15 protein-coding genes and 1 tRNA gene are annotated in these 13239 nt (G+C 48.9%); 15 read left to right on the top strand and 1 reads right to left on the bottom strand.

Annotated elements, in window-relative coordinates:
• Positions 1–69: 69 nt before the first annotated feature.
• Positions 70–1512: a GntR family transcriptional regulator gene (locus V3C10_13320; GenBank protein ID WVP60299.1), complete on the bottom strand. Its 1443-nt coding sequence runs from the start codon at positions 1510–1512 to the stop codon at positions 70–72.
• Positions 1513–1760: 248 nt separating this feature from the next.
• On the opposite strand from V3C10_13320, the gene V3C10_13315 reads away from it, so the two are divergent.
• The 15 genes from V3C10_13315 (at position 1761) to V3C10_13245 (ending at position 13232) form a co-directional block, all read left to right on the top strand.
• A complete protein-coding gene (locus tag V3C10_13315; GenBank protein WVP60298.1) occupies positions 1761–3041 on the top strand; it encodes an ABC transporter substrate-binding protein in 1281 nt (426 codons plus the stop codon).
• Positions 3038–6379, top strand: a complete 3342-nt coding sequence (locus tag V3C10_13310; protein ID WVP64626.1) for a response regulator — start codon at positions 3038–3040, stop codon at positions 6377–6379. Before V3C10_13315 ends, V3C10_13310 begins: the two co-directional genes overlap by 4 nt.
• A 215-nt stretch (positions 6380–6594) precedes the next feature.
• Positions 6595–8256 carry an EAL domain-containing protein gene (locus V3C10_13305; GenBank protein WVP60297.1) on the top strand — a complete coding sequence of 554 codons (1662 nt, stop codon included), beginning with the start codon at positions 6595–6597 and terminating at the stop codon, positions 8254–8256.
• 125 nt (positions 8257–8381) lie between these two features.
• Complete coding sequence (locus V3C10_13300; GenBank protein WVP60296.1) at positions 8382–8576, top strand: helix-turn-helix domain-containing protein; 195 nt, start codon at positions 8382–8384, stop codon at positions 8574–8576.
• A gap of 29 nt (positions 8577–8605) precedes the next feature.
• On the top strand, positions 8606–8995 hold the full coding sequence (locus V3C10_13295; protein WVP60295.1) for a hypothetical protein: 390 nt from the start codon (positions 8606–8608) through the stop codon (positions 8993–8995).
• 19 nt (positions 8996–9014) lie between these two features.
• Positions 9015–9087, top strand: a tRNA-Met gene (locus V3C10_13290).
• 235 nt (positions 9088–9322) lie between these two features.
• Positions 9323–9661, top strand: a complete 339-nt coding sequence (locus tag V3C10_13285) for a hypothetical protein (GenBank protein WVP60294.1) — start codon at positions 9323–9325, stop codon at positions 9659–9661.
• Positions 9633–10187, top strand: coding sequence for a hypothetical protein (locus tag V3C10_13280; protein WVP60293.1), 555 nt, complete (start codon positions 9633–9635; stop codon positions 10185–10187). The genes V3C10_13285 and V3C10_13280 overlap by 29 nt, the downstream gene beginning before the upstream one ends.
• Positions 10159–10527, top strand: a complete 369-nt coding sequence (locus V3C10_13275) for a hypothetical protein (GenBank protein ID WVP60292.1) — start codon at positions 10159–10161, stop codon at positions 10525–10527. Before V3C10_13280 ends, V3C10_13275 begins: the two co-directional genes overlap by 29 nt.
• Complete coding sequence (locus V3C10_13270) at positions 10524–10766, top strand: hypothetical protein (protein ID WVP60291.1); 243 nt, start codon at positions 10524–10526, stop codon at positions 10764–10766. Before V3C10_13275 ends, V3C10_13270 begins: the two co-directional genes overlap by 4 nt.
• Before the next feature lie 5 nt (positions 10767–10771).
• A complete protein-coding gene (locus V3C10_13265) occupies positions 10772–11113 on the top strand; it encodes a long-chain fatty acid--CoA ligase (GenBank protein WVP60290.1) in 342 nt (113 codons plus the stop codon).
• Positions 11114–11446: 333 nt separating this feature from the next.
• Positions 11447–12175: a single-stranded DNA-binding protein gene (locus V3C10_13260; protein WVP60289.1), complete on the top strand. Its 729-nt coding sequence runs from the start codon at positions 11447–11449 to the stop codon at positions 12173–12175.
• Entirely contained in the window at positions 12165–12419 is a 255-nt protein-coding gene (locus tag V3C10_13255; protein ID WVP60288.1) for a toxin PIN, read from the top strand. The genes V3C10_13260 and V3C10_13255 overlap by 11 nt, the downstream gene beginning before the upstream one ends.
• On the top strand, positions 12409–12723 hold the full coding sequence (locus tag V3C10_13250) for a hypothetical protein (GenBank protein WVP60287.1): 315 nt from the start codon (positions 12409–12411) through the stop codon (positions 12721–12723). The genes V3C10_13255 and V3C10_13250 overlap by 11 nt, the downstream gene beginning before the upstream one ends.
• A gap of 2 nt (positions 12724–12725) precedes the next feature.
• Positions 12726–13232 carry a hypothetical protein gene (locus V3C10_13245; GenBank protein ID WVP60286.1) on the top strand — a complete coding sequence of 169 codons (507 nt, stop codon included), beginning with the start codon at positions 12726–12728 and terminating at the stop codon, positions 13230–13232.
• Positions 13233–13239 lie beyond the last annotated feature (7 nt).

The following is a 13239-nucleotide window of genomic DNA, read 5'->3' as shown; positions in this document are numbered from 1 at the left end:
AGGAAGAGTGTGCCGGGACGGTTTAACGGCGGCACACTCTTCCTATATTTATAAGGCCAAATGATTCTGCTAAAGATCCGGGATAAGGAGTCCTTTTGCTTCTTCGATTCCCAGTTGAACCAGTTTGGAGATTGTAAGGCGGAATTCATGAATCATGAGTTCTTCCAGCTTTCCGGAAAAGAGGACGGAATCCTTCTCTTTCAGCGACTGCAGCAGAGCTTTGTAATATGAAATGTAAAAGTCCGTCTGTCCGCCACCGTCTTTCCACATACTGCGCAGACCATATCCCCAGAAGAGCTGCTTTAACAGCTCACCATAGATGGTACGGACTGCCTGACAGGGAGCGAACTGCCTCAGAAGATCCAGGGCGTCGTAGGCAATCGGCTGATACATCCTCCGCGTTTCCATTGTGGCCAGCTGTTCGCTGCCTTTCTGTATTTCCGCTGCATTTAATTCCGGAATTGTAATCTCGGAGACTGCTTTGCAGGACAGGGTTAGAATCTGCAGGCTCTGTGCCATATCCATAAGACGTCTGCGGACCACCGGGTTGGAAAAATCGCAGTTAACGGCCGTCTCATCAAACGAAAGAACCATGGTTCCAATCCGTTTGACGGACTGGACCGCGCCGATGCCGTTGAGAAGGGAGATCGTACGGCGGGCCGTGCTGACGGATACGTTCCTTTCTTTGGACAGCCTATTCAGGGAGGGCAGCAGGGTGTTGGCCGGATAGCGGCCGAGGCTGATATCGATCAGCAAATCCATGGCCAGGGAATAGCATATCTGCGATGCCTTTTTATAAGAATTCCATGTAAAAGAAATTTCCTCCGGTGCCGTCAGCGTAATCCGCTCCTCATAAAAACGGCATAAGGACATGGACAGAGAGTCCTGGGTCCGGCGGATTAGTCCGTGAAGTGAATCCCAGTCCCGGTTAAGGCAGTATTCCAAAGACAACGGCGAAAATTCGTTGACGGCAAAATCATACCATGGATTCTTGGGGACACATAAAAAGGGGGCTTCAAAAAACATGTAGACCTGCCAGAGAAGCCGGGTGAGCAGGTCGTTGCCCAGGGAATCGTATGCCTGCATAATATGGTTAAATGCAATAAAGGGCTGCAGACCGTGGTTTTTCTTCAGTTCCATCATATTGGCATAAATTTCCGAAGGGGCATTTTTCAGGCCGAGCCATTGGGCATTGGTGAAGAGCGGCCGCAGCGATTTACTTAAATCAATCAGGGCGTGCTTTCGAAGAGAAAAGAAAAGCTGGACATTCTCTTCGATTTCCCGATCGCTGTAATCCTTTATTACCGTAGACCCCACGTTTTGGGACAGGGTGACATATCCCTCCCGTTCCAGCTGGAGATAAGCACTGCGTATGGTATCAAGAGATACCAGGAAGTTTTCAGTGTTGTTTTCCATCGTAGGGAGAACGTCGCCAAAACGGTAGGCGCCAAATTGAATATGCGTCTTTAGAACACCATATACGACCTGACACCGTTCCATATCATTTTTCACGTACTCACCTCATTTTTCGATTTCTGATAACGTAACCAGTATACCATGATTGCGGACAGTTTACTACATTAAACCGCTGTAATAACCGGGCCAAATTTCAGGGGAAACTGACGCCGGGCTTTCTATTTTGCCGGTTCGGCCGGCTATAAAAGATTGCTTATCGACCTGTTCTATGTTAAAATAATGTGATACATATATGGACAGAGTTGGGCTTCTCCGGTCTTTCTGACCAGATGGGGGGATAAAGAATGAGAGGTAAGAAAAATTGGGGCGGCTGTGCGGTGTTATTATTAAGTTTCCTTTTACTGGCGGGCTGTAAGAGCCGCAGTTCGGAAGTGAATTATGGCACAGCCGAAGAAGAGCCTGTTGTAATCACCTTTTTCGGCAATAAATATGAGACAGAAAATGTCACGGTAATAGAGGAGATATTATCCGGATTTATGAAAGAAAATCCGGATATCCGTGTGTCCTATGAGAGCCTGAAGGGGGCCGAATACTATGATGCCCTAAGTAAGCGGATGAAAGCCGGTAAAGGTGACGATGTATTCATGGTAAACCATGATATGGTGCTGGAACTTAAGAAAAATGGCCAGCTGGCGGACCTGTCCGGGGTCGGCACGGTTTCCAATTATGCGGACAGTATGCTGATACAGATGGAAGATGAGGGAAAGATTTACTGGATGCCCACCTCGGTATCGGTATTTGGCCTTTACTGTAACATGGATCTCCTGAAGAAGTACGGGCAGGACGTACCGGAAAATCTCGGTGAGTGGGAAAGCGTCTGCAGCAGTTTTACGGAACGTGGAATCACACCCGTGATTGCCAATAATGATATATCCTTAAAAACGCTTGCAATTGGACAGGGCTTTTTCAGCGTGTATCAGGAGAACCGCCAAAGAGAGGTGTTCGAACGCTTAAACACCGGCCGGGAATCACTGAGCACGTATCTTGAACCGGGTTTTTCACTGGCGGAATCATTTATTGCAAGGGGATATATTGATGGGGAGAAAGCACGGAACACGATGAAAACGTCGGATGACCTGATCGAGTTTGCAAAAGGAGAATCGCCTTTTATGCTCACAGGAGCCTGGGCGGCAGGACGGCTTACAGGGATGGAGCCGAAGTTTGATTTTCAGGTATTTCCATATCCTGTGCTGCCGGACGGGACTCTGGCGGTAATTAATGCGGACACACGGCTGAGCGTAAATGCGGAGAGTGAACACCCGGAGGCAGCGGTCAGATTTGTGGAATATTTTACAAGACCGGATAACATACAGAAGTTTGCGGATCAGCAGTGCTCCCTCAGCCCGCTGAAGAACAGCGTGCCCTCTTCTGTGGATGCGCTCAGCCCGCTGATTTCCTGCTATCAGTCGGGCAGGACTGTTATAGGCACGGACGGACTGCTGGATCTTTCGATTTGGAACCTGACGGCGGAGGTATCGAAGAAGCTTCTGTCGGGCGAGACGGTGGAAGAGGCAATGGAATGGATGGATCAGCAGGCCGGGCAGGAAAGGGGTACTCTGCAATGAAGCATGACAGCGGAAAAAGCATAAAGAAAAAAATTGTACTGACGGCAGTCCTGGTTGGCAGCATCCTTGCGTCCGTGACCTTTTTTTTCATACAGGCCGTAAAAAACCAGCTGTGGGACCAGTCAATCAATACAATCATGGAAAGCACCGCACAGGGCTGCACTACGCTGCGCGTGCAGCTGCAGGAAGCATATGAGGGCATGGAGGCTGCGGCTGTATCGAGCCGTGCTTATTCCCCGGAACAACGCAAAGAGCTGGAGACGGCGCTGAGCAGTCCGGTCCGCAAAGACAGGAATGTCGTTCTGTACCTTCCCGATGGAACCTGCATCCCTTCGGAGATACAGCAGGAGGAGGGGGTAAGCAGGCAGATTTGGAGTGGGGAAAAGGAAAACGGGATTATCGATCCGCATATCAGCAGCATAACCGGCGTCAATGTCTTTGATATCTTCGTGAAGACGGTTCTGAACGACGGCACAGAGGCATACCTGGTCAGGGAATACGAGGTGGATGGGATTGTTGACAGCTTTACCCTGTCCTTTTACAATAATGAGGGCTTTTCTTATATTGTGAATGCCGCGGGCGATGTACTGATCCGTCCGCCCCATCCGGGCAGCAATAAAACAATTAAGAATGTGTTTGACATGCTGTCTGACTCCCGCAACAATCCGGAGGAAGTGGATACATTCCGGACAGCCCTTAAACAGGCAGGCACCGGCTGGGCGGTCTTTACCTATCAGGGAGAAAAGAATGTGTTCAGCTTTACGCCGCTGAAGCTTGGGTCGGACTGGTATTTAATCTCCATTATCCCCCAGGATACGGTGAATGCGCAGACCCATGCAATCCTGATGCAGACGCTGGTTCTCGTGAGCATCATCATCCTGGGGCTTTTCATTCTGGTTCTGGTCTATTTCCGTTATATCAACAGGACCAACCGGAGATTACGCAGCCAGGCGGATTATATCGGGCACCTGTATAATGCGGTTCCGGAGGGGATTGCCCTGATTACGGTGGAGAAGCCGCACCGCTTTATCCAGCTCAATAAAGAGGGGCTGCGTCTCCTGGAATATCCGCAGGGAGCCTCCAACGACGCGCCGGAAGGAAAATACCTTCAGGATGTGATCCATCCCGCGGATTATGAAAAGATAGAAGCGCTGTGTGAATCCACGGTCATGGACGGAGGTAAGAATGCCTTTGAATACCGCATGATAAGAACGGATGAAACGATATTCTGGATCGCCGGAATTATTGAAAAAACACGGAATGAAGCAGGGGAGGTCGTTCTGATTGCAACCTTCCATGACATAACCGAGGAAAAATTGGCCGAGGAGATGGAAAAGCAGGAGCGGCGCCAGGAACTTCTGACTCTGGTAGGAGCCATCTCCAATGCATATCCGGTGATTATACGGCTGAATCTCACTCAGGATACGCTGAATTTTGTATATGTGAAACCGGGACTGATGGTGAACCTGGGAGAACAGGAAACATACAGCCGGCTTTTTGAAGATTTTGCATCCGAGATGCACCCGGACAGCAGCCGGGAATTCAAATCGCGTTTTTCACTGGAAGTCCTGAGGGAAAGAATGGGGAAAGAAACGGCAGAGGTGTTCCTGGAAGCAAGGCAGAAGATGCTGGACGGGAAGTATCACTGGATCTCCGTGCAGATTATCCATGTGGACAATCCCTATTCAAAGGATAAACTGGCAATCCTGATATCACGGCGCATCGACGAACAGAAATATGAACAGGAGCAGCAGCGCCTGGCCCTTCAGAGCGCGCTTGACAGCGCCAGGGCCGCAAGCAGTGCGAAAAGCCAGTTTCTGTCCAATATGAGCCATGATATCCGCACGCCCATGAACGCGATTACGGGGATGGCCGCAATCGCAGCCATCCATCTGGAGGACCGGGAACGCGTGATGGAATGTCTGAGAAAAATCAGTCTTTCCAGCAACCATCTGTTAAGCCTGATTAATGATGTGCTGGATATGTCTAAAATTGAGAGCGGAAAGATATCCCTGAGGGAGGAACCTTTTAATTTTGCAGAGCTGGTGGCCGGCTGTGTGGAGCTGGTCCAGTCCCAGGTCGGAGAAAACCAGTTCGAATTCAGGACACAGCTGATGTCTCTCAAGAATGAAAAAGTAATCGGCGATCCTCTCCGGGTCAGACAGGTATGCATCAATATTCTGAGTAATGCAGTGAAATATACCCTGCCGGGAGGCCGCATCACCGTAGAAATCTGGCAGGAGGACATTCCGGGTAAATATTACCGGAACTATGTGTTCCGCTGTACGGATACGGGAGTGGGAATGAACCGGGAATTCCTGGAACGGATCTTCCAGCCCTTTGAACGGATGCAGGATCCGGCCGTCGGTAGGGTGACGGGAACGGGCCTTGGTATGGCTATTACCAAGAATATTGTGGATTTGATGAACGGAGATATCCAGGTGGAGAGTGAGTTAGGCGCCGGTTCCAGTTTCACCGTGACCTTTCCGCTGCGGCCGCAGGATGCCAGGGAGGAAGAGGTTCCGGAGGAATGGCTTGGAGTCCGCAGCCTGGTTGTGGATGACGACAGGCAGACCTGTGAAAATGCGGCGGAATTGCTGCGGAGCATGGGCCTGCGGGCACAGTTTGCCACGGATGGGGCAATCGGGGTCCAACATGTCCTCCGGGCCAATGACACATCCGACCCCTTTGAACTGGTGATACTTGACTGGAAGATGCCGGATATGGACGGTGTGGAGGCGGCGAGGCGTATCCGGAAAGCGGTCGGGCCCGATCTGCCCGTTATTATCCTTACGGCCTATGACTGGTCCGAGATTGAAAACGAGGCGAAAGAAGCCGGGGTGACTGCATTCTTGTCCAAACCCTTTTACCGTTCCAAACTCTGCTATGTTCTGGGGGAGATCCGAGGGGGAAAGGCGCTTAAAAAGCCGGCCCCCGGAGAACAGATGCCGGATTACAGGGGCAGACGGCTCCTCCTGGTCGAGGACAATGAAATAAACCGTGAGATTGCCAGGACGCTGGTGGAGGAGCTGGGCATTACGGTAGAGGAGGCTGTGAACGGCCGGGAAGCGGTGAACACCATATCCAATTCCCCGGAAGGGTATTACAATATGGTACTCATGGATATCCAAATGCCGATCATGGACGGCTATGAGGCTGCAAGGGCGATCCGCAGCCTTGAGCGTGAAGATGTGAAGTCGGTGCCAATCATTGCAATGACGGCCAATGCCTTTGAGGAGGATGTCCGGTCGGCTCTGCGCGCCGGAATGGATGCCCATTTTTCAAAGCCTGTTGACTTTGAGAAAATGAAAGAACTGATGGGACGGTACCTGGCGTAAAGAAAACGAAAAAAATAAGCGATAACATAAAACGACTTTTTCCCTTAATTGGGGGAAAAGTCTGTTTTTTTGCCCGAAAACTGTTATAATGGTAATAATGCCTAAAACTTAAGCTCAACCTGTTTCCATATGGCAAAAAATTACCAAATTATGGAAGGACGGCGGTGGAATGCCGTCATGGAAAAGAGTGGAAGTAAAGATACCAAAGGGGGATAATGATGAAAAAACATGCCAAAATGCTTTTTCCCGTCCTGTGTGGGATACTTGTCGCCGTCAGCCTGATATCGGTCATGAAGATATCGGATATACGGGAATATGGGAAACTGATTAATTATGTCGGGATTGTGCGGGGAGCGTCGCAGCGGGCCGTAAAGCTGGAGATGAAGGGTCAGCCTGCGGATGACCTGATCGGGTACATAGATAGTATTTTGAATGAACTGCTTACGGGGAAAGGCCAGTTTGGCCTTGTCACCGCCAAATCGAAGGATTATAAGGAGGATCTGGCGGTATTGGAAGAGCAGTGGAATGCCGTCAAGGAGGACATTGACGGTGTAAGGGAAGGGAAGCCGGACGGGGCGCTTCTGGAGTCCAGTGAGAAGATGTTTGAGATTGCCAACCAGACCGTTTTCTCCATTGAGGAATTTTCAAGGCAGTCTGCGGACCGTATTACGAAACTGATTATCCTGGCGGCCGCGGTCTGCGGCACAGCGACTGCTGTAGCAAGCTACTACTATATCAAACGGCTGCTGGAACTGAAGCATACGAACAGGGAGCTGAAAGACATTGCCGGAAGGGACGAGCTGACCGGCGCTTATAATACGGAGAGATTCTATTCGGAGGCCAACCGGATTATGAACCGGGAAGAGGATGATAAATTTGCCGTATTGCATGTGGATTTCGAAAACTTCAGATATGTGAATGACGTATTTGGATATGAATACGGCGATCTGCTTCTCAAAAATTATGCGCGTCTTTTAACGGAAAGACTTGGGGAGAATGAGGCATTGGGCCGGCTGATGGCGGATCGCTTCATTATTCTGCGCCATTATGAAAAGAAAGAGGATGCTTTAAACGCCCAGAAGGATGTCGATGATGAGTTCCTCGGCTCCGTGGCGGCGGCATCCAACCATCATCTGATGGCGGTGGCCTGCGGTATATGCTGCAGGGAGGATCTGCCCGGTAAGGCAGACGCTTCCGTTATGGTGAACAGTGCAAGCTTTGCCCAGAAGATTGCCAAGAATACACCGGGAGCTAAATATGCATTCTACGATGAGAAAACTCATCAGAAATTAATAGAAGAAACGAACATTAGATCCCGCATGCAGAAGGGGCTGGACGATGAGGAGTTCGTGGTCTACCTGCAGCCGAAGGTGGGAGTACAGGGCGGAGAGATAGAGGGAGCGGAAGCGCTGGTAAGATGGGATGTCCCGGGACACGGCCTTCTTTCGCCTGGACTCTTTATTCCCGTGCTTGAGAAGAACCTGTTTATCGGAAAAGTGGACCGCTACGTGTTTGAAAAGGTATGCCGCTGGCTGAGAAAGCGCCTCGACTGCGGGGAGCGGGTAATGCCGATCTCGGTCAATGTATCGAAAATCCAGTTTTACAATTCGGATTTTATTAACGCCTACGCCGAGATTAAAAACAGATACGCAATCCCAGACGGGCTGATTGAGATTGAACTGACGGAATCCGTTATCTTTGAACATGAGGAGTACCTGATGGAGATGGTAAGGGAACTGCATCAAAACGGTTTTCTCTGCTCCCTGGATGATTTTGGCTCCGGCTATTCTTCCCTGGGCTTATTGAAAGATTTGTCCATTGATGTGCTGAAAATGGACGGGATAAGTTTTAGAATGAAAATCGACAAGAGGTTATAAAGCCTCTGCCGATTTTCTTTTTTTATAGGAAACAGCAGAAAAGAAGAGCGTGCAGAGTGTAAAAACTCTGACACGCTTATTTTTTTACCATAAAAAGCGAATGAGGACGGAAAGGAGCATAGAACATGGCAAAACGAAAGTATAAGCGTCTGCATTATGAGGACAGGCAGACCATAGAGGCTATGAGTAAGCAGGGCAGCAGTGTAAGTGATATTGCAGAGGCACTGGGAACGCATAGGGACACAATTTATAGGGAGTTCAAACGCTGCAACGCCACACTGAAAACCTACACGGCGGCAGCAGGGCAGCAGGCGTTATAAACAAGAATAACAAAAGAGAGGTAAGACACATGAAAAAAGTAGATTTTAATAAATTGCAGGCAGGCGACTTAGTAGAAGTGCCACGCACACAGTTTGCACCTATGCGTAGAGGCTGGAATGGCTGGTTATTCAGTGAGGCAGTAGTAATAAGAAAGGGCGTAGGAAGAAAAAGCAAAAAGAATGTAGTCGTAGTGGAAATGAGAACACCAGCAGGAAAGAACAGCTACGGGACTATAGAGGCTACATTTTACGCAGAGAATGTTTTTACTACGCCAGCAGCAAAGAACGCAAGAAACATTTTGAAGAAATACGGAATAGAGGACGCAGAGAGCTTTTACAAATTCATTGAGCGGGACGACGTAACGGGCTGCGATTGGATAAGGTTTTTAATAGAAAAAGGCTTTTTATTTAATGAGTAGGCGGCAGCAGCCGCCACGAGTGCCGTTAGTTCAGCGGTTAGAGCAGCCGCTTCATAAGCGGCAAGTCGTGGGTTCAAATCCCACACGGCACATTGTGTAGCAGGCATGGCGAGCCTGCGGCAGAGGGCAGCAGGCTAATAGCTGCAATCTGTATACCGTGGAAAAATAGCGGCGGTCATACCAGCCAGAAAGTATGTGGACAGTCAACAGGTTTTCAGCTGCTTTTTAATGCGAAAAGCAGCCCGCACGGTAAAACCAAACGCCAGAACAGGAGAGCGGCACACATGGAAAGACAGAGAGCGCCGCCGAAAGGAAGAGAGGCAGAGAATGGCAGCAGAGGCATTGATAGTAGAGGACGCATACCAGAGAGGCTATGCAGATGCCATAGCAGATATGCGAAAGAAAAAAGAACAGAGGCGGCAGCGGGAGCAGGCAAAGAAAGCCCGCCGCTGGTATTTCATTAAGCAGAAAGCCTACGGGCTTGCAATGCTGGCAGTTACCGTGCTGGCGGTATGGGCGACAGAGGGCGACATAACAATAGCGGTTATTACCGTACCGCTGGGGCTTATGTGCCTTTTCAGTAAAAAAATGATGATAGTAGACGACTACTATTTTGCTACAGAAGAGAGGGCAATACATGGACGAAAAAACAATACAGCGTATTAAAAAGCTGCAAGCACTGGCAGAGCAGGGCGTAGGCGGCGAGAAAACGACAGCGCAAAAGAAACTTGCAAAGCTGCTTAAGGATAACGGTATAAATTCCTTAGACGAACTGCAAAAGGAAGAGTATGAATATACGATATTTTCCTACAACGGAAAGCACGAAATAAAACTGCTGCGGCAGTGTATGTATAAGGTCATGGGTGCTAAATCTGACAGAACAGCATACAAGCCATACGGACGGCGGCAGAAAATCGGCATATATTGCACGAAAGCGCAGAAAATCGAAATAGAGTTAGAGTTTGAATTTTATAGAAATGTATTTTATGAGGAATTAAGCACATTTATGGACGCTTTCATACAAGCACAGCAGATTTTCCCAGAAGATGCACCAACAGGAGACTACGACGAATTTAACGAAAGAGATATGAAAATAGCGTTTATGGCTACTGGGATAGAACGGCGTAGCAGGGCTGCAATGATAGAGGAAAGCGAGGCGGGAAATGAGAAAACGAAAACGACAAACAGTTAAGAAACTGATACAGTGCGTAGCCATTATAGCGGCAGGAGTGCTGGCAATCATTTTGTTTATGCTGGCTATCTGGTACAGAGGAAAGAACAGCGAGCCAGTAACAGACGAACAGGTAGCAGCGCAGATGCAGCAGGCAGAGCCGCTGGTTATTGAAACACCAGAGGCAGCCGCAGAGGGCAGCATAAGAGTATACGACTATGACGGCTGCTGTATTTATGCCTACTACGGCAAAATTCAGATAAACAACGACGGTAAGGACGGCAAGGACATTGACGTAGAGGCAATAGGATACTTAGAGGGCTACCAAGAACATAAAGAGGAAAGCGGGGCGGGAGAATGAGCCACAGATATTACAGCCCTTTACGCCCGTTATCACTGGGAACATTTCCAAAGCCGCAGGGAAACGAGATTTTACATATAGAAAATTTTGAGGAACGGCAGAACGTACCAGAGATAGCACGGCAGGCGTGGGGATACATTGAGTATAAAGAGGCGCTTACAGAAATAGAGGCGGCAGCTTATGAGCTGATACCGTCAAACTGCATTTCTGAAATGGAAAACATAGAGGCAAGGAGATAAAAGCAATGAGCGAGGTATATATACGCAGCCAGAATAAAGAAAAGCTGTATAGACTGGGCGGTAATTACGCCAGCGTAGAGTATGGAGAGTACGAGGACATAAAGAAAAAGAGAGGCGGCGCAGAGGCAGACAAAAAGCGCCACGTAATTTGCATAAGTGACGGGTGTTTAGAGGAAATCGGAGAGTATGCCACAAAAGAGCGCTGCTTAGAGGTTCTGGACGAGATACAGAAAGCGTGCGTAAGCTATCTGTTTACGGCTGGCGGTGCAGCCATAGTAAGGGGCGGCATGGACGTACAGCCGTTTGCAGCAGTAATACCGAGGCTGTACGAAATGCCGGAGAAATAGGAGAGGCAGACAGTGACAGTAAAGGAATTTATAGGCACGCTGGAGAGTTCAGACCGCCTGCGCATTATCGAGGGCGGGGGCAGACGTTTACGTAGGGTATCTGGCAGCGTTCAAACCGTTTGCAGACCATGAGATAAGCGAGGAATACCGAAAATACAGCGAGCATGAGGTAAAGAAGTTTAGGGCAGTGCCAGAGATAACGCACAGACGCTGGAAAGAGCTGGGGCTTATGAAACCATTAGAGCCAGACCAGACAGCACAGTATAAGTTTAGTGATTTGCAGATGTCGCTTTACTACACCATTTACATATAAGAAAGGAAAGGGCAGGAAGTATGACAAAGAAAAAGCCAGATTTTTTACGGGATTTAGATACTGCAATCATGGACGAGCTTACAGGCGGCGGTATCAAGGGAAATGCAGCGGGACTGGTAGGAACGCTTACACAGATTAAGGAAATTAAGCAGCTATGCGGGCTGCCGTTTTGTGGTTATATGGCAAAGCTGGAAACGGTAAGACCAAGCGGCGTGCCGGACGAGGTAACAGTAGTATTTGCAGAGGACGTACCATACAGGGCTTGCAACGGCATAGAATTTGACGTTATGCAGGAATTTGTAGAGGGCAGCAGGCTTTTACTGACAGGTAAGGCGCAGACGCTTAAGGACTTCCAGAGCGGTAGGCTGCTGGTATATATTCTGGCAGATTTTGTGGCGGTATCGGAAAAGGCATTAGAGCAGGACGAGGCAGCAGTAAGAGGCGTTATAGCGAATAAGCCAACGTACAGAGAAACACCGAGAGGTAAGCGCATTACTGATATTACGGTAAAGGTAAGAAATGAGCTTACAGGCGGCAACTGCTATTTACCGTGCATCTGCTGGCAGGAACAGGCAGACGAGGCGGCGCAGTGGCAGCAGGGCGACACTGTAGAGCTGCTGGGACGGTATCAGAGCCGCCAGTATGAAAAGGTGCTTGACACAGCCACAGGAGAAAGAGAACAGCGCACAGCTTACGAGGTATCAGTACGGCTGATTAGAAGAAAGGAAGAGGAAGAAAATGAGTGTTGAACATATCGGCAAGGGTTATGTAAAAATATGCGTGAGTGAGGAAGAGTTAGAGAACAGCATAGCTGGGCTTAGCCAGTTAAAACCTGTTTTGCAAGCGCAAGTAATGAAAGGGAACGGGAGAAACACAGAGCAGGGGCTTATTGACGCAGCGGAGTTGGGAAAACATTTTGATACAGCGATAGACGCAATGACAATGCTTTTGGCAGGGTTCAAGGAAGAGAGTGAGGCACAGAATGAAAAGTAAAACAATTTTAGGAGCAGACGGTACAACAAAAATGCGGCAGATTACAGTAGGGATACACGGAAAAGGCGGCGAGACAGGCATAAAGGCAGTAATGCTGCTTACAGCTTTGATAAATGATTTAAAGCAGTGCAAGACACCGCAGGAAGTATATGACGGATATTTACAAATTACGGGGTACTGCAAATGCTGCGTTGATTGTGATTTTATTGAAGAAAAAGACGCAGACGAACTGATGCACTTAGCGGCATATCTGGCAGGGAATGAACAGGCACGGACAGAGGCACAACAGAAAGCGGGTAATTAGGTATGAAAAAAGTTTATATATGCAGCCCGTACAGGGCGAAAGACGGCGCAGAGCTGGACAGAAACATAGATTATGCACAGCAGCTGACACGGCAGGCATTAGAGGCGGGCTTAGCGCCTATTACGCCGCATTTATATATGACGCAGTGCATGGACGATAAAAAGCCGGAAGAGCGGGCAAGAGGCATGGCTGCGGGGCTTGCATTGCTGAAAGGCTGCGATTTTGTTATTGCTGGCGTGAAATACGGCATAACAGAGGGAATGGACAGAGAAATACATACAGCAAATATGCTGGGGATTACGGTTATAGATGCAAACCAGATTAAGCGGCATCTGGAATATGAGGAAAAGCGACAGGAGCGGGCGGCAAGCGATTACGCAAAGCTGCACAGCTGCGAGTTTTGCAAGGGCAGCAAATTATATAGCTGCACGGGCTACGATTGCAGAGAGCCGTACAGACAGGCTTATGACTATGCCTTAAGCCGCATAAGAGAGCGGCAGGAAACATGAAAAAATA

The organism is [Clostridium] symbiosum (genome assembly GCA_036419695.1).
Lineage (GTDB): Bacteria > Bacillota > Clostridia > Lachnospirales > Lachnospiraceae > Otoolea > Otoolea symbiosa_A.
Note: the sequence above shows the minus strand (reverse complement) of the source record. Positions and strands in the feature narration are given on the sequence as shown.

Coding starts and splice junctions, on each gene's coding strand:
- V3C10_13255 (WVP60288.1), top strand. CDS start 12,165: ATGAGTGTTGAACATATCGGCAAGGGTTATGTAAAAATATGCGTGAGT.
- V3C10_13260 (WVP60289.1), top strand. CDS start 11,447: ATGACAAAGAAAAAGCCAGATTTTTTACGGGATTTAGATACTGCAATC.
- V3C10_13245 (WVP60286.1), top strand. CDS start 12,726: ATGAAAAAAGTTTATATATGCAGCCCGTACAGGGCGAAAGACGGCGCA.
- V3C10_13265 (WVP60290.1), top strand. CDS start 10,772: ATGAGCGAGGTATATATACGCAGCCAGAATAAAGAAAAGCTGTATAGA.
- V3C10_13315 (WVP60298.1), top strand. CDS start 1,761: ATGAGAGGTAAGAAAAATTGGGGCGGCTGTGCGGTGTTATTATTAAGT.
- V3C10_13270 (WVP60291.1), top strand. CDS start 10,524: ATGAGCCACAGATATTACAGCCCTTTACGCCCGTTATCACTGGGAACA.
- V3C10_13310 (WVP64626.1), top strand. CDS start 3,038: ATGAAGCATGACAGCGGAAAAAGCATAAAGAAAAAAATTGTACTGACG.
- V3C10_13275 (WVP60292.1), top strand. CDS start 10,159: ATGAGAAAACGAAAACGACAAACAGTTAAGAAACTGATACAGTGCGTA.
- V3C10_13280 (WVP60293.1), top strand. CDS start 9,633: ATGGACGAAAAAACAATACAGCGTATTAAAAAGCTGCAAGCACTGGCA.
- V3C10_13250 (WVP60287.1), top strand. CDS start 12,409: ATGAAAAGTAAAACAATTTTAGGAGCAGACGGTACAACAAAAATGCGG.
- V3C10_13295 (WVP60295.1), top strand. CDS start 8,606: ATGAAAAAAGTAGATTTTAATAAATTGCAGGCAGGCGACTTAGTAGAA.
- V3C10_13300 (WVP60296.1), top strand. CDS start 8,382: ATGGCAAAACGAAAGTATAAGCGTCTGCATTATGAGGACAGGCAGACC.
- V3C10_13305 (WVP60297.1), top strand. CDS start 6,595: ATGATGAAAAAACATGCCAAAATGCTTTTTCCCGTCCTGTGTGGGATA.
- V3C10_13285 (WVP60294.1), top strand. CDS start 9,323: ATGGCAGCAGAGGCATTGATAGTAGAGGACGCATACCAGAGAGGCTAT.